20 protein-coding genes are annotated in these 21,092 nt (G+C 40.4%); 7 read left to right on the top strand and 13 right to left on the bottom strand.

The annotated features are described in order from the left end of the window. Window positions 1-92: 92 nt before the first annotated feature. From CKV81_RS08725 to CKV81_RS08735, 3 genes are all read right to left on the bottom strand, one after another. A complete protein-coding gene (locus CKV81_RS08725; RefSeq protein ID WP_157727395.1) occupies window positions 93-467 on the bottom strand; it encodes a hypothetical protein in 375 nt (124 codons plus the stop codon). Window positions 468-548: 81 nt separating this feature from the next. Next, window positions 549-1,217, bottom strand: a complete 669-nt coding sequence (locus CKV81_RS08730; RefSeq protein ID WP_095072449.1) for a C40 family peptidase — start codon at window positions 1,215-1,217, stop codon at window positions 549-551. Between the two features lie 442 nt (window positions 1,218-1,659). Continuing rightward, window positions 1,660-3,858, bottom strand: coding sequence for a glutamine synthetase III family protein (locus tag CKV81_RS08735; protein ID WP_095072451.1), 2,199 nt, complete (start codon window positions 3,856-3,858; stop codon window positions 1,660-1,662). Window positions 3,859-4,099: 241 nt separating this feature from the next. Here CKV81_RS08735 and CKV81_RS08740 point away from each other — a divergent pair, with 241 nt between their 5' ends. Next, entirely contained in the window at window positions 4,100-5,305 is a 1,206-nt protein-coding gene (locus CKV81_RS08740; RefSeq protein WP_095072453.1) for an NAD(P)/FAD-dependent oxidoreductase, read from the top strand. A gap of 171 nt (window positions 5,306-5,476) precedes the next feature. Beyond that, window positions 5,477-7,150 carry a DUF6909 family protein gene (locus CKV81_RS08745; protein WP_095072455.1) on the top strand — a complete coding sequence of 558 codons (1,674 nt, stop codon included), beginning with the start codon at window positions 5,477-5,479 and terminating at the stop codon, window positions 7,148-7,150. A 29-nt stretch (window positions 7,151-7,179) separates the two neighbouring features. Here CKV81_RS08745 and CKV81_RS08750 read toward each other — a convergent pair whose 3' ends face one another. After that, a complete protein-coding gene (locus tag CKV81_RS08750; protein WP_095072457.1) occupies window positions 7,180-8,565 on the bottom strand; it encodes an aspartate kinase in 1,386 nt (461 codons plus the stop codon). Between the two features lie 127 nt (window positions 8,566-8,692). Between CKV81_RS08750 and CKV81_RS08755 the strand changes: the two genes are divergently transcribed. Both CKV81_RS08755 and CKV81_RS08760 read left to right on the top strand, forming a co-directional pair. Continuing rightward, window positions 8,693-10,537, top strand: a complete 1,845-nt coding sequence (locus tag CKV81_RS08755) for a M1 family metallopeptidase (protein ID WP_095072459.1) — start codon at window positions 8,693-8,695, stop codon at window positions 10,535-10,537. Between the two features lie 20 nt (window positions 10,538-10,557). Further along, on the top strand, window positions 10,558-11,316 hold the full coding sequence (locus tag CKV81_RS08760) for a type III pantothenate kinase (protein WP_095072461.1): 759 nt from the start codon (window positions 10,558-10,560) through the stop codon (window positions 11,314-11,316). 127 nt (window positions 11,317-11,443) lie between these two features. Here the strand turns inward: CKV81_RS08760 and CKV81_RS08765 are convergent, their stop codons facing one another. The 6 genes from CKV81_RS08765 to CKV81_RS08790 all read right to left on the bottom strand — a co-directional run bounded on the left by CKV81_RS08765 (window position 11,444) and on the right by CKV81_RS08790 (window position 15,701). Next, complete coding sequence (locus CKV81_RS08765) at window positions 11,444-11,875, bottom strand: nucleoside deaminase (RefSeq protein ID WP_095072465.1); 432 nt, start codon at window positions 11,873-11,875, stop codon at window positions 11,444-11,446. A gap of 205 nt (window positions 11,876-12,080) precedes the next feature. Continuing rightward, complete coding sequence (locus tag CKV81_RS08770; RefSeq protein ID WP_095072467.1) at window positions 12,081-12,551, bottom strand: DUF6702 family protein; 471 nt, start codon at window positions 12,549-12,551, stop codon at window positions 12,081-12,083. Between the two features lie 54 nt (window positions 12,552-12,605). Next, window positions 12,606-13,364, bottom strand: coding sequence for an LOG family protein (locus tag CKV81_RS08775; RefSeq protein WP_095072469.1), 759 nt, complete (start codon window positions 13,362-13,364; stop codon window positions 12,606-12,608). 3 nt (window positions 13,365-13,367) lie between these two features. Then, complete coding sequence (locus tag CKV81_RS08780) at window positions 13,368-14,081, bottom strand: nucleotidyltransferase family protein (protein ID WP_095072471.1); 714 nt, start codon at window positions 14,079-14,081, stop codon at window positions 13,368-13,370. A 9-nt stretch (window positions 14,082-14,090) separates the two neighbouring features. Next, complete coding sequence (locus tag CKV81_RS08785; protein ID WP_095072473.1) at window positions 14,091-14,507, bottom strand: RapZ C-terminal domain-containing protein; 417 nt, start codon at window positions 14,505-14,507, stop codon at window positions 14,091-14,093. 174 nt (window positions 14,508-14,681) lie between these two features. Further along, a complete protein-coding gene (locus tag CKV81_RS08790; RefSeq protein ID WP_095072480.1) occupies window positions 14,682-15,701 on the bottom strand; it encodes an aminoglycoside phosphotransferase family protein in 1,020 nt (339 codons plus the stop codon). A 59-nt stretch (window positions 15,702-15,760) separates the two neighbouring features. Here CKV81_RS08790 and xrtF point away from each other — a divergent pair, with 59 nt between their 5' ends. Next, window positions 15,761-16,294, top strand: a complete 534-nt coding sequence (gene xrtF / locus CKV81_RS08795) for an exosortase family protein XrtF (protein ID WP_095072483.1) — start codon at window positions 15,761-15,763, stop codon at window positions 16,292-16,294. Next, entirely contained in the window at window positions 16,287-16,715 is a 429-nt protein-coding gene (locus CKV81_RS08800) for an exosortase F system-associated membrane protein (protein WP_095072486.1), read from the top strand. The genes xrtF and CKV81_RS08800 overlap by 8 nt, the downstream gene beginning before the upstream one ends. A 134-nt stretch (window positions 16,716-16,849) precedes the next feature. On the opposite strand, the gene CKV81_RS08805 is transcribed toward CKV81_RS08800, so the two are convergent. The 3 genes from CKV81_RS08805 to CKV81_RS08815 all read right to left on the bottom strand — a co-directional run bounded on the left by CKV81_RS08805 (window position 16,850) and on the right by CKV81_RS08815 (window position 19,598). Further along, entirely contained in the window at window positions 16,850-17,851 is a 1,002-nt protein-coding gene (locus CKV81_RS08805) for a cation diffusion facilitator family transporter (protein WP_095072488.1), read from the bottom strand. Between the two features lie 65 nt (window positions 17,852-17,916). Further along, window positions 17,917-18,909 carry an aspartate-semialdehyde dehydrogenase gene (locus CKV81_RS08810; RefSeq protein ID WP_095072490.1) on the bottom strand — a complete coding sequence of 331 codons (993 nt, stop codon included), beginning with the start codon at window positions 18,907-18,909 and terminating at the stop codon, window positions 17,917-17,919. A gap of 251 nt (window positions 18,910-19,160) precedes the next feature. Continuing rightward, a complete protein-coding gene (locus CKV81_RS08815) occupies window positions 19,161-19,598 on the bottom strand; it encodes a hypothetical protein (protein ID WP_095072494.1) in 438 nt (145 codons plus the stop codon). Between the two features lie 94 nt (window positions 19,599-19,692). On the opposite strand from CKV81_RS08815, the gene CKV81_RS08820 reads away from it, so the two are divergent. After that, a protein-coding gene (locus CKV81_RS08820; RefSeq protein ID WP_095071642.1) for an IS3 family transposase occupies window positions 19,693-21,047 on the top strand; the annotation gives its coding sequence in 2 pieces (ribosomal slippage) (window positions 19,693-20,167 and window positions 20,167-21,047; 1,356 coding nt in all). Window positions 21,048-21,092 lie beyond the last annotated feature (45 nt).

Raw genomic sequence — 21,092 nt, forward strand, 5'->3', positions numbered from 1 at the left:
CTTTAAATATTATTATTGATGTATTCCCTCTTTCATTGAAGAAATACACAAGTTACCTAAAGGATATACCTTTGGGTTTTAAACATAATAAATTAAGCTATTTTAGGCGGTTGCCAGATTTCCTGAAGCCCTGTAGAAAAGTGGGGGCTGTTGTAGTTGAAATCAGATTTTTTATCTGTAGAAAAATTGTGAACGGTTTTCACTGTCTCCGCAGGTTCGAAAGACGGTATGAAAGATGCGTGGCAGCCGCTGCAGTGCATACAGCAGTTATCGGTGCAGCCATCGTGTGATTTGTGATTTTTCGAGCAGTCGGATTCTTTTTTTTGCTTGGAATCGTGGCAGGAACTATCCGTCTGCTCTGTATTGCAGCAATCTGATACTGATTTTTGAGCAAGGAGATTCTTATTGGGAAGTATCAACAGTCCCAAAGTAAGAAGCATCATCAAAATCGGCATTATCCTTCTCATCACAATGCAAAGCTACAATTTTTCCTGCAAACAAAAACCACCTTCATGAGGTGGTTTTTTTATTTTCAATTATTTAGTCATTTAATTTTGAGCCAGTGAAGAGTAGTCTATGATGTCATCGTTGACGATTCTTTTTGCAAATCGGAATTTCGGACCCCAGTAAGAATCAGTAAGCGGAGAAATCATAACGCCGCGGGAAGTTGATGCGTGGATAAATTTTACTGAGCCGTTTTCATCCACATCGTGAACGATTCCTACGTGAGAGATGCGGCCACCGTTTGAGAAAAATACCAAATCACCTTTTCTCATGTCTTCTCTTGCAACTCTTTCGCCTTCCTGAGCCTGGGCTGCTGCAACTCTTGGCAAATGCATCCCCATAGTGGCTCCGAATACGGAAAGTACAAAAGCTGAACAGTCAATCCCGCTTCTTGTAGTACCGCCATATCGGTATGGTGTTCCCAAATAAGATTCAGCTTCAGCCAGCATATCGTCCATTTTCTTTTCAAAAAGAATAGTTTTCTGGATTTCAGCGCTTTTGTTTGCCTTTTCGATATTGGCCAAAGCTATATCGATTTGTTTTGCCGGTGAAATTTCTTTTTTGGCTTCAGAAAGTTTATTTGGAGTGATGGATGCCAGTTTGGCATCAGTTTTGTAGTTTGTTGGTTGAGATACAACGTAATTGCTAACGCAAGATTGTAGTGAAAATACAGATAAAATTACAGTCAGATACGATAAAACTCTTTTCTTCATATATATTTGATTTCTGTGTTAAAATGCTAGTTTTTACTTTCGATTGACAAGGCAAAAGTATTTAATAGCACTAAAAGACAATGTTTTTTGAAATTTCAAAAACCTTTTTTTAACACATTTTAACATATCTAAAGGGTATGTTAAAGAAAAAAGAGCCGTAATCCCTTTATTTAGGTTTTACGGCTTTGCTTTTTATTAAGATTTTTTAACACTTTTTCGTTGTTATCTATTAATTATATTAACCATTCCTATAATTGTATAAAAATTTAACTTTTTTATTTTATAAATTTGTTTAGCATTTTAAGAACAACTCTTTTCTTCTTATATATTTGATTTCGCCCTGTAGATTAATACACTATGGGGCATTTTTTTAAAATAACTTTTTTAAAATAAAAAAATCCTGCAGTGAGCAGGATTTCTCATCATATTGAACTGATTGATTTTATCTCGTAAACAGTAGTTCCCGGTACTTCATCATCGGCCAAAGTTCATCATCCACCATCATTTCCAGAGCATCGCTGGCCTCACGGATTTTGTCAAATCTTGGCTTTACGTCGTTGCAGTAGGCTTCGGCCTGCTTCTGACCGTGCATTTGGGAAGCGGTTTCTTTAGCTGCAAGCAGTTCATCCACGCCCACTTTTATTTGGGCTACATTGGCGGAAATGCCTTTAATGAGATCCATCTGTTCTCTAGCTAAAGGTTCGAATTCTTTGTCGCCAAAAATTTCTTTTAATCCTTTTACATTATCGATCAAACGGTTTTGATAGTTCAGCGCCGCCGGAATAATGTGGTTTCTGGCAATGTCAGACAAAACTTTTGCTTCAATATCAATCGTTGTAGAATATTTCTCCAGTTTAACCTCGTTTCTCGCCTCCAACTCCCTTTTGGTGTAGATGCCAAGTTCTTCATACAGCTCAATAAACTTTTTGTTCATCTCACTCTTAAGGGCCTCCGGAGTGGTTTTCAGGTTGTTCAGGCCGCGTTTTGCTGCCTCATTTGCCCAGTCTTCAGAATAGCCATCACCTTCAAACAAAATAGATTTGCAGTCTTTAATATATTCTCTCAGGACATTGAAGATTGCTTCATCTTTTTTAAGATTTTTATTGTCGATTAAGTCATCAACCTCGCCTTTGAAAGTTCGCAACTGTTTGGCCATAATCGCATTGAGAACGGTCATCGGTCCGGCGCAGTTTGACGAAGAGCCCACAGCGCGGAATTCAAATTTGTTTCCTGTAAAAGCGAATGGTGAAGTTCTGTTTCTGTCGGTATTATCCAGTAAAATTTCAGGAATTTTACCCACTACGTTCAGTTTAAGCTCAGTTTTTTCTTCCGGTGAAAGTTTACCGTCCGTCACTTTTTCAAGCTCTTCCAGCACGCCATACAGTTGGCTTCCGATAAATGCAGAGATAATCGCCGGTGGTGCCTCGTTTGCGCCCAATCTGTGATCGTTGTTTGCGGTGGCAATGCTTGCTCTTAATAGGTCAGAATATTCGTAAACCGCTTTCAATGAATTTACGAAAAATGTCAGGAACTGAAGGTTTTTCTTAGGATTTTTTCCAGGGCTTAAAAGGTTTTCGCCAGTATCTGTGGCCATCGACCAGTTGTTGTGCTTGCCGCTTCCGTTAACGCCTTTAAATGGTTTCTCGTGGAAAAGGATGTGAAAATGATGTTTATGTGCCACCCGGGCCATAATGTCCATCAACAGGGAGTTGTGGTCAACAGCCACATTGGTTTCCTCAAACATTGGCGCCAGTTCAAACTGGTTCGGTGCAACCTCGTTGTGACGCGTGGTAACAGGAATTCCCAGTTTCATACACTCTATTTCCAGTTCTTTCATAAAATTCATCACCCGGGTAGGAATAGAACCGAAGTAGTGGTCATCCAGTTGCTGCCCTTTTGCCGGAGAGTGGCCAAGCAAAGTTCTGCCCGTGAACACCAGGTCCGGTCTTGACTGGTACAAAGCACTGTCTACGAGGAAGTATTCCTGTTCCCAGCCTAAAGTGGCGGTAACTTTCGTGACGTTTTTATCAAAATATGATTTGCAAACATCTGTTGCAGCGTCGTCTAAAGCAGAAAGAGCCCTTAGTAAAGGTGTTTTATAATCTAAGGCTTCCCCGGTGTAAGAAATAAATATGGAAGGGATGCAAAGTGTGGTTCCGATGATAAATGCCGGTGAAGTCGGGTCCCATGCGGTGTAACCCCGTGCTTCAAAAGTGTTTCGGATGCCGCCGTTCGGGAACGAAGATGCGTCCGGTTCCTGCTGAATCAGCATTCCGCCGTTGAATCTTTCAATCGCTCGGTCGCTTTCAAATGGTGTGAAAAATGAATCGTGTTTTTCTGCTGTCGAGCCTGTTAACGGTTGAAACCAGTGGGTGTAGTGCGTTGCGCCTTTGGACAGAGCCCAGTCTTTCATCGCTACGGCGATCTGGTCGGCGATATTTCTTGGGGTTTTTGATCCTTTTTTTATGGCGTCCTGTATCGATGTAAAGGCTTCTTTGGTAAGGTAAGCCCTCATTGTTTCTTCCGAGAATACATTTTCGCAGAACAGTTCGGAAAGTTTTTTAGGAACTTCCACCGCGTTGTCCTTTCTGTAATTTCTGAAAGGCAGTTCAGCAAGCGCTTTAAATCTTAATGTTGACATTGAAGTGGGGTTTTAATGGTGCAAATTTATATAAAAAATCAATTCACAAATAAAAAACTATAAAATTTTAGGGGGTAAAAATAAAATTTTACTTATTTTGAGCTTTATACTTTATAAAATAAGGGGTGGTTGTTGATATTTGTCAATTTAAACCTTAAAATATGACCGCAAAGTGTCAGGCGTAAATTTTGTAACATATATATATGGTGTAGAAGTTATTTTTGTGAAAGATTTAATACCTATGAAACTTAAAACTTCTGAACCTTTCTGGCTGGTAAAAAACGGCATTCTTGAAAGTTACCCATCATTAAGAGAAAATATTGAAACCGAAATCCTTATCGTAGGCGGCGGAATTACCGGAAGTTTGATTGCTCATCAGTGCATAAAGGAAGGTTACATAACGGTCCTGATTGATAAGAGAGAAGTATGTAATGGGAGCACTTCCGCCACGACCTCAATGCTGCAGTATGAAATTGATGTCCCGTTGTATGAACTTACCGGAATGATTGGGAATGACGGTGCCGAGAAAAGTTACTGGGCGTGTTTTGATTCGATTGATGATTTGCAGAAGGTTCATCAAGAGGTGAAATCGGAAGCGGGTTTCAAAAAGAAGAAATCCTTGTATTTTGCGGCACTAAAAAAAGATGTTTCGTGGTTAAAGAAGGAGTTTGAAGCAAGAAAGGCAGCAAAATTTCCTGTAAAATGGCTGGAAGCTGATGAAATTGAAAAACACTACCAGTTAAAAAACACGTATGGCGGAATTCTTTCAGACCAGGGCGGAAGTATTGATGCTTTTCGTCTGGCACACGATATTCTAAGGTTCAACCATAAAAAAGGTTTGCAGATTTTCGATAAAACAGAAATCACCAAAACAGAGTACTCAAAGACAGGTGTGAAAATTACTACGGAATACGGCAATTTCATCAAAGCTAAAAAAATCATTTATTGCAATGGTTTTGAAAGTACCGAGATCATTAAGGAAAAATTTGTTGATTTATTGTCAACTTATGCCATTGTAAGTGAAAGTTCGGAAGAAGGAATGCCGCATCTCGAAAATATACTCATCTGGAATACCGCCGAACCTTACCTGTATATGCGCACGACGGATGACAACCGGATTTTGATCGGCGGCGAAGATGAAGATTTTGTAGATGCCAGAAAACGGGATGCGCTGCTTGAAAAAAAAGCAAAAAAACTTCAGAAAACTTTAGGAAAATACATTCCGGATTATGATATGCGGATTGATTTTTCATGGGGCGGAACTTTCGGGGAAACCAAAGACGGACTGCCGTACATAGGCGAACATCCTGACTTTCCGGGCGCTTACTTTGTATTGGGTTTCGGTGGAAACGGAATAACTTTCTCGGTGATTGGGATGGAAATGGTTTCTGACTTTCTGAAAAACAGGAAGCACGAACTGTCTGAATACTTTAAATTCCGAAGATAGTCTTTCCTTAAAGTTTTATCACAAAGTGCATAAGGTAAAAATGGACAAATGCTCTAATTTATTGTTATTTGTGTTTTTGCATTGAAAAAGAACAGTTCACAAATCATTAATTTTAAATTTATTAACTTTGTGCGTCATTAATTATAAATTTAACAAAACTATATATAATTTATGGCAACAAATCTAAGAGCACGTGAAACGACGGAAGCTATCGAAAGGCTTTACGTTACGATGCGGCACCTTTTCTACAGGGGCTTTTTCAAACCGGGCGGCGTTTCCGGCGAAACCATACGAAACCTTTTAATGACCATTTCTCCCGAAATCTACGGTTCGATGAGCATTTCGAACAAGGTGGAGCTGGACGGACTTTTGTATGTTCTCGACCGTCTTCCGGAAGGGATTGAAGAAACCGCTTTCGTACACCTCACTTCCGATGAAGGTTTTGAAAAAGGAGGTTTCGAGGTGATTGTTCCCAAGAAACGCCGCAGAAACTGCTATAGAATTGATGAACACCAGATGAACATTGAGGTTTTACTCGGCCGTTCAGAGATTTATGATATCCTGACGCACCTCACTTTTCTTTATATCGAGGCAGACAAAATCCGCGAACTCGCCTATATTAAAGATGAGGACTACCGGCCAACCAGAGCCTGGAGAATAATTGAAGAGGTCGCCAAAGGCGAGAAAAAATTTAGCCGCAAAGAAAAAGAAGTCGCGCTGATTCACCTGTCTTCATTATTGGGAAGGACTTTCGATGAGGTATTGAATGCGTACAATTCTTTCGGCGACGATCAAAATCCTGACCGCCTTTTTAAAATCATTTATCATTTGGGGAAAGCCAGTCTGGATGATATGAAGGGAACAAGGGAACGCGAGATTTTCTTCAGCGCCATTCTGCGCGAACGTGTTGGGCACCATCTTTTTGGTGAGCGCTGGGCAAATAAAGTAAAGGAGGTTCTGGCATCAAATAATCTGCATATGAGACCGCTGCATATCATTTCGGCGAACATGCATTCGGTGAAAAATATGCTGTTTGCCAACGATGCTTTGGATAAAAAAGCAACCAAAGAGGTAGATTACTCGCTTTACCAGGACATCAGCAACAAGAAGGTCTTGCAGGAAAAAGTGCTGAATCACTCTCAAAAATCAGGTTTAATCTATATTGATGACGTCAGCGGCAGTAATATTGACGTTCAGATCATCGATTTAAGCAAAACAAATCTGAAAAATACGCCTTTTGCAGGTGCGAAATATTCCGGTGAGGATGTAGTTTTGGTGTTTGATTACGCTTTTGGGGAACAGGCTTTTGAGATCATGGATGAATTACTCCGTCCGTATGAATTCAATGGTGAAGTATACACGATGAAGGTAAAATCGATTTCCATAATGGGAAAAGCTGGAATTTTAACTGGCGGCAAAGGCGACATCATGATACCGACCTCCCATATTTTTGAAGGAACTGCCGACAATTATGTTTTTGAAAACGCTTTGAAGCTTGAAGATTTTCAGGATGATGAAATAACAGCGTATGAAGGTCCGATGATTACCGTACTTGGAACTTCGCTTCAGAACAAGGACATTCTTTCCTATTTTATGAACACGACGTGGAAAGCGGTTGGCCTTGAAATGGAAGGGGCGCATTATCAGAAAGCAATTCAGGTTGCCAGCAAGATCCGTCACCACATATCTCCGGATTTGTTCGTGATGTACGGATACTACGCTTCGGATAATCCTCTTGAAACCGGAAGTACGCTTTCTTCCGGCGGACTTGGACTTACCGGCGTGAAACCGACGTACATGATTACGTACCGGATCATTGAAAAGATTCTAAATTCCCCGAAATAAAAAAGTTGCCAATTCGGTAACTTTTTTATTTACGGATTTTGGCAAAGTGCTCCGTTCAGGGCTTTTATCGCGGCTTCATAATGTTCCCGGCGAATCACAAACTGCAGGTTGACCTGCATCAGCGACTGGCCGTAACATTCAATATTGATATTGTTTTCATAAAGGGCCTTTGTAGCTCGGTAAAGGAATCCCGGCCCCGAAATATTGCTTCCCATCGCACAGACCATCGCCACGGGAACTGCATTTACCTGATAGAAAACCTGTTTCAGTTCTTCGATCAGTTTTTCAGCATTTTGATTTTCCCAGATCACCATGGTAATTGAATTGGCGTTGGTGGATTTCAAAACATAGCTGATATTGTACTTCTGGAAATAGCTCATGATTCGGGCATCATAGCCAACTTCATTCACCATCAGGGGATCGTGCACTTCCACGGCGATCATCTGTTTGGAGCCTGAAACAATCTCGACTCTGGTATCCGGTGATTTGTAATCTTTTGAAATTAGCGTGCCTTCGTGTTCCGGTTCGAAAGTGTTCTTAATCCTGATATTGATTCCCGCCAGTTCCAGTGGCTTTGCGGCTTTTGGGTGAATCGCTTCCATCCCGATATCCGCCAGTTGGTCCGCGATGATGTAATTGGTAAGCCCTACAGGGACACAATTTTCAACGCCGACGATGTTTGGGTCCGCGCTGGAAAGGTGGTATTCTTTGTGAATGACGGCTTCATCAGCTTCTACATCGACGGCGATTTTACTGAAAGTAACTTCGGAATAACCGCGGTCGAAAGCCCGCATAATGCCCTCAGTTCCTTTGGTATAGCCTGTTGCCACGCAGATTACTTCACTAAAATCTATTCCGGAAAATGCTTTTGTGATTCTTTGGTCAATGGTCAGAGCTTCGTTGTCATCAAAGCCGCATAAATCGATAAACAGGGCATTAATGCTATTATTTTGGATGATATTAACCGAATTCCATGCAGAATGCGCTTCACCAATCGATGCTAAAATTTCGCGGGCTGCGAGGTGTATATCTTTCGCATTCACGTAACCGGAGGCGAGAACTTTTCTTAGGCTTTCGAGCATTGCTTTTGCCTGATTGATTCGGTTTGTGATAAACTGGTTGGCCTCATTCAGATTTAAACCGATATTTACAAGGCTTTCATTAATCTGAATAAGTTTTCCGCAAAGTTCATCCAAAGCCTTTGGATAATCTTCACTGTTTAGAAATTTGCTGTAAACGCCCGGTTCACCGGTTTTTTTATGTTCTAAAAGCCAGTTGGTAACATTATTATAAGCCGAAACCACGAAAATGCGGTTATACATTTGTTCCGGCGCGCGTTTTCCTGTGATGATGTTCTGCAAAACATCCTGAAACTGAGACATCGATGTTCCGCCAATTTTTTCTACCGTAAGCATATTTTAATTCTTCCGGGTGCAAAAGTACTAAAGTTCAAATATATATGGTGCAGATTTCTGATGACAATCGTAACCATCGGGAGTTGAGTAAAAATTCTTATCTTTCGCTTTCGAAAAATTTTACTTAATGAAAAGACTGTATTCACTCATACTTTTAACGTTTTTTGGTTTTGTTTCCGCCCAGCAATATCCTTATTATCAGCAATATGCCAAGTATAAAATGGATATTGATGTGGATGCGCCCAACTTTACTTATCAGGGAAAACAGACATTGACTTATACCAACAATTCGCCGGATGAACTTAAAGTAGTTTATTTTCACCTTTACTGGAATGCGTTTAAAGCTGGTTCGATGATGGATCAGCGTGTACAGAGCCAGGGCATTAACGGTGACAGCAGGCTTCAGCAGAACGGAATCTCCAGATTGGCTTCAATTCCAAAAGAAGAAGAAGGAGCCCAGAATATCAAATGGATCAAACAGAACGGCAAAACCCTGAAATTTGAAATTCAGGAAACCATTATGAAGGTGCAGTTGGCAGAGCCAATCAAGCCAAATTCCAGCACAACTTTTACGATGATATGGGATGCTGTGGTACCAAAACAAATCCGCCGTGCCGGCAGAAATAACCGCGAAGGTGTTGATATGACCATGACGCAGTGGTATCCAAAAATTGCTGAATATGATTATGATGGATGGCATGCTTTCGACTATATCGGCAGGGAATTTCACGCACCCTTTGCAGATTTTGACATTAATATTAAAATTGATAAAGACTACGTGATTGGTGCCGGCGGAACGCTTTTGAACCAAAATGATGTAAAAGGCTATTCGCAGAGTGCAAATGTAAAAACCGATGCCAACGGTAAAGCGACCTGGAAATGGCAGGCGAAAAATTTACTGGATTTTGCCTGGGCTGCGGATAAAGATTTCAGCGTTGAAACTTTTACGGTTTTAGACGGGCCGCAGATATATTATGTCTATCAAAAATCAGAAAAGACAAAGTTTTGGGAAGAAAGCAAGCCTTTAATCACCAAATATTTCCAGATTATGAATGCCACTTTTGGGCGCTACGCCTATCCAAGTTATTCATTTGTACAGGGTGGTGACGGTGGAATGGAATACGGAATGACAACGATGATTTTAGGTGAGGCTAAAACCCTGGAAGGTTTGGTTGGTTTAATGGTTCATGAAGGCAATCACTCCTGGTTTCAGCAGATGCTTGCGACCAATGAAAGTACGAAGCCGTGGCTCGATGAAGGCTTTACCAGTTACGCGGAAACTTTGGTTATGCATCAGCTGTTTCCACCGGCAGAACCAGTGGCGAATCCTTTTGTGGGAACGATCAATTCCTACACGAAATTTGTAAAAACAGGGAAGGAGGAGCCGGCTTCGTGGCTGGCAGATCATCACGATGATGGCAGAGCTTATTCTGTGGCAAGTTATACGAAAGGTGAACTTTATCTGGTGCAGTTGGGCTACATTGTCGGCGAACAAACGCTTTCACTCATTATGAAGGAATATTTCAACCAATGGAAAATGAAACATCCAACAGACAGAGATTTTCTTCACATCGCGCAGAAAATTTCCGGAATGGATTTGAAATGGTTCAATAATTACTGGATAAATACTACAAAAACAATTGATTACGCTGTGAAAAATGTAGAATATGGCGACGGCGCAACAACGGTGACGTTGGTGAATAAAGGTGGCGTTCCGATGCCGGTTGATTTCAGCGTTTTAACCAAAGACAAAAAGGTGGTGAATTACCAAATTCCGGTGAATATGACGAGAGAGTGGAAGAAGAAGGACATCTACGGGAATTTTACAACTCTGAACTATTGGCCATGGACACAAAAGGAATACAAATTCACGATTCCTTTCACAAAAGCTGAAATTTCTGCTTTGGGGATTGATTTTTCGCAGAGAATGGCAGATGTGAATCCGGCGGATAATATTGTTGAGGTTAGATAATAATTTTAAAAATCAGCAAAATGACCTCCATCGTAATCAACATCGGCAATACCAATATCCGTTTCGGGCTTTTTGATGACGATAACTGTGATATTTCGTGGATAATCAATACAAAGCCATATAAAACCAGCGATGAACTAATCCTTCAGTTTATGATGCTTTATCAAACACACAAGATAGAAGCTGAATCTGTGGACAAGATCATCATCGGCTCAGTAGTGCCGCAGATCACACAGGACGTCATCCGCGCGATCAAAAAACTTCACGGCAAAGCTCCGGTTTTGGTGGACCGCGATACGCCCTCAGGAGTGCAGGCCAAATCCAAACAGATGGGTACGGATATTTACGCCAATTTGGTAGCGGCGCATAATCTTTATCCAGGTAAAAAGAAAATCATTATCGATTTTGGAACAGCACTTACTGCGAGCTGTATTGCTGAAAACGGTGAAACCATCGGTGTCATCATCGCTCCGGGAATCGTTACCGCACTGAATTCATTGGTGGGACAAACAGCACAGCTTCCGGAAATTGAACTGGTGAGGCCAAAATCCGTTCTTGGCCTCGACACGGTTTCCTGTATGCAAAGCGGTATGGTTTACGGTTTCCTCGGTATGGTGGAAGGTTTTATTGAGCGGATCAATGATGAGGTTGAGGATGACTGTTTTGTCATTGCTACCGGTGGAGTTTCCCACATTTACAAGCCTTTAACCGATAAAATCCATGTTTTGGACCGGTTGCATACTTTGAAAGGGCTTTACTTTTTAGGGAAAGATTTGTGAGTAAAATATAAAAGAGTAAAGGCGAAAGAATAAAGTAACCGCAAAAGCTTTTAAATTCACGTTTCGCAATTCGTGAAGAAATTCACAGGGCAGCGAATTCATACTTTAACAACTCACTCAGAGAAATTCACCTTTTCGAGCGAAAGAAATCCAAAACGATTTGTGAACATTCGTTTGCTAAAATTCCGGTTACGACTTCTGTTTTTGGATGAAGCGTAAGATTTTTATTGATAAAACCACGCTGTTCGTCTCTGGCACCGATTACAACTTTTGAAATCTGCGACCAGTTTAGCGCACCAGCGCACATGACGCACGGTTCCAGCGTGATATAAATTGTGCAGTTTTGCAGGTATTTTCCGCCCAAAAAATTTGCTGCTGAGGTGATGGCCTGCATTTCCGCGTGTGCGGTAACGTCGTTCAAAGTTTCTGTTAAGTTGTGCGACCTTGCTATCACACGGTTGCTGGATACGATGATGCAGCCTACAGGAACTTCATCTTTTTCGAAGGCAGCTTCGGCTTCCTGAAGCGCCATTTTCATAAAATATTCGTCGGTAAACATAAAAAAAGCTTCAGTGCAAAACTAAAGTTTTTATTTATTTTAAAAATAATTTTAGAATTTGCAGCAGAAACTGAAGTCTCTCTATCATTTTGTGCGTTCATGCAAGTCATTCGGAAAATTAATGTGGGCAGAAATTGATTAAAAAATTCAATAAAAAACCACTGCGTACTGCAATGGCTTTTATTAATTTTTTTATGGTTACTTTTTAAAAGTTGACTTCACCTGTTTCCCGGCCCCGAAGGAAATTTAATGTCTTCATTTGGCCTTTATAAGCGACGTTTACCACGTTGAGCTGTTTTGGATAGGTTTCAAGAAGGATAGCATTTCTGATTTTCAGGCTGTTTAAATCACTCACTCCACTGGTTTCAAAATATACCCAAACCGATTCGCCGTTGACCTGGCTGCCAGTGAAAGTTAAGTTTTTTGGCTGTCCGTTGACGTAGACATCAACAGTTTTATTCACGTATTTCTTCACTTCGGCTTCAAAGCCTGCTGTTTCCGGACGGATTTTTATGGCGTTTGAAATGTGGTCTGTATTAAGTTTTGTGGTGAATTTAAGCGTTTTGCTCCCTTCTACATAATCTACTTTTGTCATGGATGAGAAAAAGTCTGCCGCAGCAAAGCTCATCATCACAAAAAATGTTAAAACTGCGAATATGTAAAAATTTTTCTTCATTACTGTTTTAAATTACAACGATAATTTACATTTCATTTTCAAATATAATGCCAACTAGAAATTAACGTTGATCGAGTATTTGTCATAAAATGCCTTGATGTGCGCTACCGCTTCATCAGCCGTATCTACCACACGATAGAGATTCAGGTCTTCCTCAGCAATCATCCCGTTTTTGAGTAAAGTGTCTCTGAACCAATCTAACAGGCCTGCCCAAAATTCTGAACCTACCAGTACAATTGGGAATCGTGCTATTTTTTGGGTTTGGATGAGCGTCATCGCTTCAGAAAGTTCGTCTAAGGTTCCAAATCCGCCGGGCATTACCACAAAACCCTGCGAATATTTTACAAACATCACCTTCCGCACAAAAAAATAATTGAAATCCATTGAATAATGCTTGTCGATATATGGATTGAAGTGCTGTTCGAAAGGCAGCTCGATATTCAAACCAATCGATTTTCCGCCGGCTTTTCGGGCGCCACGGTTTCCCGCTTCCATAATTCCTGGTCCGCCCCCCGTTATAATTCCGAAGCCAATTTGTGTAATTTTCTCAGCAATATCTACGGCCACCTGGTAATATTTATCAGTTTCCTTTAACCTTGCGGAGCCGAAAAGCGAAACACAGGGTCCAATTTTAGCGAGTTTTTCGTAGCCGTCTACAAATTCAGCCATAATTTTAAAAACCATCCAGCTGTCTTTGCTAATGGTCTCGTCCCATGTTTTTTCCTTGAAATGGCTTTGCACCCGCTGGTCAATTTCCAGTTCCGGGCCTGTGATGACTTTGGTTAAACCTTTGCCACGTTTTATTTTGCTCATAATTTATTTGAAAATTTGTTCCGCTTCCAATACGGATTCTGGCCTGCCCACATCTACCAGCTGGGCATTGTGCTCATAGCCGTGTATTTTTTCTGTAAGCATCAGATCCAGATATTCTTCCATGATTGAAAACTTTCCGGTTCTTTTTATTTTGTTAAAAATTTCAGGATTAATGCAGTGAATCCCGCTGAAAGCCAATGCTTTAAAGCCTTTATTGAATTCTGCCAATCTTTGTTCGCCGCTCTGCACATTCATCCATCCGCGAAGGATCATGTCTTCATTGAAGAGCAATTTGCGGGAACTGTTCCTGTCGGATACCGCCAGCGTCGCAAAATCTTTGTTTTTCTGATGGTAATTCACAAAATCAGTGATGTTCATGTCGGTTAAAATATCAGCGTTCATGATGAGGAAATCCTCTCCAAAATCCAGAAATCTCCTTGCAAAAACCAAACCACCACCGGTTTCCAGGAGTTCGGCCTGCTCATCAGAGATTTCAATTTTCGCGTTGAAATTATTGTTTTCCTTCAAGAAATCAACAATTTGCTGGCCGAAATGATGCACATTAATCACAAAATCATTGATCCCGAACGACTGCAGGTATTTTATATTTCTTTCAAGCAGCGGAATGCCGTTCACCCTGGCCATCGCTTTGGGGTGATGGTCGGTAAAAGGTTTTAGGCGGGTGCCTTTTCCTGCGGCAAATATTAAAGCTTTCATAAATTTATATCAGAAATGAGCATTAAGTTGGGGTTGTTCGTCGTGATTAATGATTACTTCCACTTCCGGATACTTTTTTCTGATGAATTCTGCAGTTTTCTCGGCTGCGTAAACTGAGCGGTGCTGGCCGCCAGTACATCCGAAATTGATCTGCAGGTTCCCGAAACCGCGCTGGATATAGTTATCTATCGTAATAGAAATCAGATTGTGGATGGTTTCCAGGAATTTTGGCATTTCGGTTTGGCGTTCAAGGTACTCCTGCACGCCTGAATCTTTGCCGGTTTGCAGTTTATACTCTTCAACTCTTCCGGGGTTCAGGATTCCTCTGCAGTCGAAAGCAAAGCCGCCACCGTTACCGCTTTCATCTTTTGGTATGCCGCCTTTTTTGTAGGAAAAACTGTGGATTTCTATTTTTAGTTTGCTCATTTTTTATGTTTAAATCTTAAGTTTTATTTTTCAAGAGGTTCTATTTTAACAGGAATCAAAGATGGCGTTAAGACTGCTAAGGATTTTGATGATCAATATTATTTGGGTAAGGCATTGAAAACTCGTTGATAAATGGTTTTTTTGAGTTTGAAATGTTACTTTAAAAAAGGTGGATTACCAATCCCTGCGGTTACCAAATTTCTTAATTTTTTCTTCAGCGTCCGTTTTTAGCCTTTCAATTAAATCTCTCAATTCAGGATAATTCCCCATTTCATCCCATGATTGTGAAGTTTGAATTAAATTCTTAATCCCCTGATCGATACTTTTTATAAAATGTTCTTTTTTCTGCACCAGTCCACGGAAACCGTACGCTCCTAAAACCTGCAGATTGCGGAGCAGCCTGATTGGTAAAACTGATTTTCTCAAAGACTGCCTTTCATTTTCACCATCAAATAATGAAATATAGAAATCCAACATTTCTCCTTTAAATTCATCGGGAAAATTGGCTTTAGCCTGATATAGAAAAGACACCATATCGTACATCGCCGGGCCTTCCATTGCTGCCTGGTAATCAATGAAATAAACGCCGTTATTCTCATCCACCATAATGTTTCTCGCCTGGAAATCCCGGATCATTAAAACTTTAGGCTTTATATTTACAATGGATTGTGCCAGTGTATTAAATTCTTTCAGCAGTGTAGACTTATGGTATGGTATTTCCAGAATGTCTGCGAAAAAAAACTTGAAATAATTCAAATCGTGAAGAATCGGCAGGCTGTCGTATTTTTCGTATTCAAATGTTCTGGAATAATCAATTTTTCCAATGGTAACTTTCTGCAAGTGGTGGAGTTTGCTCAGAGTTTCTTTAACCAGAATTTTAACCCTTTCGCTTAACCCTTCATCCTGAATGATTTCGGATAATGTTTTGCTGCCTAAATACTGCTGGATGTACGTTTTACGGTCAACGGAAATTTTATAAATCTTCGGAGTATTAAGACTGAGGTTCGAAAAAACGTCCGAAAAATAAAAGAAACTTTCATTCTCAGGGAGGTTGTCGTTTCTGGTTACAACGTATGTATGTTGATCTGTTTCAGCGATAAAATTTTTGCGGGAAGAGCCGCTTTGGGGCAAAGCATAAAAAGCTGAGGTCCTGCCTCCTGAAAAGTCATCAAAAAAATCTTTTTCTTCTTCCAAAGCTCCGAGTGTATTGGTACAAATATAATAAATTGTGCCCGATTTTCTATATTTGCACCATGTTCAGTGATTTCAAACCCGTACTGATGATCCTGCTGAGATTTCTGCTCATTTACCTCGTGTTGCTGGGGCTTTATCAGCTGTACCTCAATTATTTCATCGGGCAGGGGCTGGATCCGGTTTCCAAATGGGTGGGCGGCCAAAGTAATTCTGTACAGAATTTTCTGGGATACGAATCGCAAATGGTAGACCAGCCTGAGCGCGAAACCTCATGGTTTTACGTAGAAGGTGCATATCGCTCAAGGATGGTGGAAGGCTGCAATGCGATTTCCATCATGATACTTTTCCTGGCCTTCATTTTCGCATTCTACAATGGAGCCAAAACTTTTGTTTTTGGATTGGCAGGACTGGTTTTTCTGCACATCATAAATGTGTTGCGGATTGCCGGACTGAACCTTTTAATCGTTGAATATCCGAAATATACTAAAATTGGTCACGATTATTTTTTTCCGGCGATCATATACGGAAGTGTAGTCATCCTGTGGCTGGTCTGGATTAAATTTTTTGCCAAAAAGCCTTCCCAAAATGCTTAAATGGTTATTTGTTATCGCTGGAGTTCTTGGTCTAATCGGTGTGCGGGTGATCGAGCATCAGGCGTTTTACGATCCCTTTCTGCAATATTTTTCATCTGCCGACAAAAAAGCACATTTTCCTGAATTTGAGTGGACCCCATTGATTCTGAGTTATATTTTCAGGTTTTTGCTGAACCTGCTTTTCTCAGCTGTAATTATTCAGGCGCTGTTCCAAGACAGGCGGTGGACAGTTCAGGGGCTTGCTTTGCTGGCGATAGTATTCATCGTGACAATGCCCATTTATCTTTATTGCATATATACCAAATTCGAAATTGGATACCTTTTTTCTTTTTATATGCGGCGGTTTGTGATTCAGCCATTGATTTTGCTGCTCATTGTGCCGATGTTTTATTACAGGAAGCAGTTTTTGGATAGAAAATAATGCTGGTTTTCTGGCAGGTTTTACTGATTGCGTAGGTTTCCTAAAATCTTTTTTTTCAGGAATTTCGTGGGATGTGTTTCAATCTCCCGCGGGTTGTGCACAATACGCTGATTTCTTTCTGTTTTTGGTTTAAATTATTCAGGATAATTATGTTTCTGTGGTTGGGAAATGCTTTCTGCAGTCCATTCTATTTTTTTTACAAAAGGATGCTGACGAACCGGACATTCGGCTAGTTGACAGATTTCGCAGGAAAACGGCTTGCAGTCATCCATATGGACATTGAATTCTACATTTCTTTCGGTGTTAGCAGCGATGGCTTTTACCATGGTTTCCATTTCTTCGTGGGCGTCTCTCAGTTCAAAATACCATGGCAGAGTCATATGCCCGTCGAGATGAAGCGTGCTGCCATGTTGCTGGATTTTTACGTTATGCACATCAATCCATTCAGGTTTACGGGTTTCGTTAAGGAATTTTGCGAGCCGGTCCACCATCTCCAGGTCGGCTTCATCCATAATTCCGCTAAGGGCCTTTCGGATAATTCTGTAACCTACAAAAATGATGTAGCCCCCGAAAATTATGGCTACTGCAGCATCGATCCAGTTTAAGCCGGTAAAATAAACCAAAATCAAACTGAGCACAACGCCGCCGGTTGTTATGGTGTCGCTTTGCAGATGTTTGCCTGAACTTTGCAGCACCAGGGAATTTTCTTTAATCCCTTTTCTTAGAGAAATATAACCCATAACATAATTGATTACCGCGGTGGCAGCGATAATCAGGATTCCCCAGTCGAGTTTCTGAAGCTGGTTACCGTGAAGCATCGAGTCTGTCGCTTCCACAATAATCATGATTCCGGCAAAAATGATAAGCGCACCTTCAATACCTGAAGTTACAAATTCCACTTTTCCGTGGCCGTAAGGATGGTCGTAGTCTCTCGGTTTTGCGGCAAGATAAAGCGAATACAGGCCCATAAAAGCTGCAATGATATTCACGATACTTTCCATCGCATCCGAAAAAACAGCATCGGAATTGGTGAGGTGCCACGCGATGAGTTTCCCAATAAAAAGAAGCACACCCACAATAGCCACATTCCGCTGGAAACTGAATTTCTGCTGCTCCGGGGTTTTGGTAACTTCCATATTCTGAAGTTTAAAGTTTGAGTTATCTAACAAAAAAAATCCCGCACCAGGCGGGATTTCGATTTTTATACAAATTCTTTCTGTACCAGATATTCGGCGATCTGCACTGCGTTGGTAGCGGCACCTTTCCGGAGGTTGTCTGCTACAATCCAGAGGTTGAGCGTCTTTGGCTGAGACTTGTCTCTGCGGATCCTTCCAACGAAAACCTCGTCCTTTCCTTCGGAATAGAGCGGCATCGGATAAATGTTGTTTTCCACATCATCCATCACAATAACTCCCGGTGTTTCAGACAGGATTTTCTTTACGTCTGCCAAATCGAATTCATTTTCAAATTCGATGTTTACACTTTCGGAATGTCCGCCCTGCACCGGAACTCTCACTGCTGTTGCGGTGAGGCTGAAGGTATCATCGCCTAGAATCTTTTTAGGCTCCTTCATCAGTTTCAATTCTTCTTTAGTATAATCATCATCCGAGAAAACATCACATTGCGGTAAAGCATTTTTGAAAATTTCGTACGGATAAACTTTAGCTACAGAATCATCACCTTTGATCTCTGCGTTCAGCTGATCTACTGCGTTTTTACCGGTACCGGTTACCGACTGATATGTGGAAACAATAACGCGCTTCACATCATATTTTTGGTTTAAAGGGTGCAGCACCATCACAAGCTGAATTGTGGAACAGTTAGGATTTGCGATGATTTTATCCTCCTTTTCCACAACGTTTGCGTTGATCTCCGGAACAACGAGCTTTTTTGTAGGATCCATTCTCCAGGCGGAAGAATTGTCCACTACGAAAGTTCCAGCTTCTGCAAATTTAGGTGCCCAGTCTAAGGAAGTTCCGCCCCCTGCTGAAAATATAGCGATGGCAGGTTTCATCTCGACGGCATCCTGCATTGAAACAATGGAGTAGTCCTTGCCTTTATAATTGACAGTTTTCCCGACAGATTTCTCCGATGCCACCGGAATAAGTTCCGTGACAGGAAAATTTCTTTCTTCCAAAACCTTCAGCATCACCTGGCCAACCATCCCGGTCGCGCCTACTACCGCTACTTTCATATGTTTTTTAGTTTGAATAATTTCAGTATTGTTTTAAGATTGTTCAAAATTGTTCAAAATTGTTCAATCGAGATCTATATAAGATTTTTAGTTAGGCCTTTTAATCAGTTTTGATAAGTTATCCGTTGAAATAGCGATTTTCTATTACAGAGAATCGCGAAAGATATCAGATATCTAGATCCTCAAATCTTTTTACTGATGCTATACGAATTGAACTTTTGGAACCAGATTAAACCAGATTGAACTGTTTCTTACCCGAAGAGTCTCGCCCACTGGAATGCCCAAAGCATCAGTGCCACAGCGATAAGCCCCATAATTACATTGCCCATCGTCAGTTTATCCTGTGTTTTGAATTTTTTGTTTAAAATGGTCAAAAGAACCGCAGCAACAATCATTGCAGTTGGGTGTTCTACATAAGTATGCCTCGATACGGAATCGCTCATCAATGTGCCGGCCTCTTTTGCTGCTTTAAAGCCCGGTGAAAAGAAAAAAAGCATCACCAAACCTACCAGTGCCTGAAGGTGGAAGAAAATCATGGTAAAAAGCGTAGATTTTCTCAAGAATTTTGAAATGTTTCCGGAATAACCAAACATTGTCAATAACAGGGCAACGACAAAAACGGCAATCAACAAAAGAAGTAAATAAGCAAATCCTCTGTGTGCCTGAAGCATGATGTAAAACGTGTCCATAAAATATTTTTTAAAGGTTAGCTGCAAATATAAAAAAATCCCGGCGATTGTGGACTGCCCCCAAAAAGTTAGACACTTTTTAGGGGCATTTTTTATGGGGAAAAGTAAATATTCAGCAGACTTTAAATTAAAAGCTATAAAGAGATATCACAAAGGTGACATTGGAACAGACGATTTAGGAAAACGCATTGGAGTTTGTGGTTCATTGGTTCGTAAATGGATAAAATTTTATGAACTTTATGGAGTTTCAGGACTTGTTCGGCTTTCCAATAGGCATTACACAAAAGATTTTAAATTAAAGATTTTATCAGTAATTGAGAAAGAGAATTTAAGTTTAAAAGAAGCGTCGAGAAGGTTTAATATTCCTGCGGAGTCCAGTATTCTTAGTTGGCAGCGTAATTACAAAAAAAATGGTATTTTAGGTTTAGAAAACAGACCCAGGGGAAGACCTAAAACCATGAGTAATTACAAGCGAAAAAAAAAGAAAACAGGCAAACCCTTAACAAGGGAGGAAGAACTGTTGGAGAGGATTTATTATTTAGAAGCCGAGAACGCCATTTTAAAAAAGTTAGACGCCTTAATTCAGGAAAGGAAAAATCCAAAGCCATCGAAGAGTTAAGGCAGGACTTTGATTTAGCAGTACTGCTGGATTGTACATCGATGGCAAGAAGCAGTTTTTATTACTATCAAAAACGCTTTCAAATGAAAGATAAATATGCGGAAATAAAAGAAATGATTAAGCAGATTTATCATCGTCACAAAGGAAGGTTGGGCTATAGAAGAATTACTTTGCTTTTGAAAGAAAAAGGAATTTTGATTAATCACAAAACTGTTTTACGACTTATGAAAATATTAGGTTTAAAGAGTATTATCCGAGTGAAGAAATATAAATCTTACAAGGGAGAGCAAGGGAAAATTGCGCCCAATGTTCTACAGAGGAATTTCAAATCGGACGCTCCTAATCAGAAATGGGCAACCGATGTTACAGAGTTTAATGTATCGGGTAATAAACTTTACCTATCTCCAATCATCGATCTATTTAATGGTGAAATTGTCAGTTTTGACCTATCTGAAAGACCTGTGTTCAGCCAAATCATCAGGATGCTAAAGAAATCATTCAGAAAAGTAAAATCTACACAAAACATCATTCTACATTCTGATCAAGGTTGGCAGTATCAAATGAAACATTACCAAAACTTGTTAAAAGAAAAAGGCATTATTCAAAGTATGTCCAGAAAAGGAAACTGTTTGGACAATGCGGTGATAGAGAACTTTTTTGGAACAATAAAATCAGAAATGTTTTATACCAGAAAGTTTGGTTCCATTCAGGAACTTAAGATGGAAATAGTGAAGTACATTCACTATTACAACAATGATAGAATAAGACTCAATCTCAAAGGAAAGAGTCCGGTACAGTACCGAACTCTTTCCTTTGAGAATATTGTTTAATTTTGTCTAAACTTTTGGGTGCAGTCTATTGCCGGGATTATTATT

Source organism: Chryseobacterium taklimakanense, from assembly GCF_900187185.1.
GTDB lineage: Bacteria > Bacteroidota > Bacteroidia > Flavobacteriales > Weeksellaceae > Planobacterium > Planobacterium taklimakanense.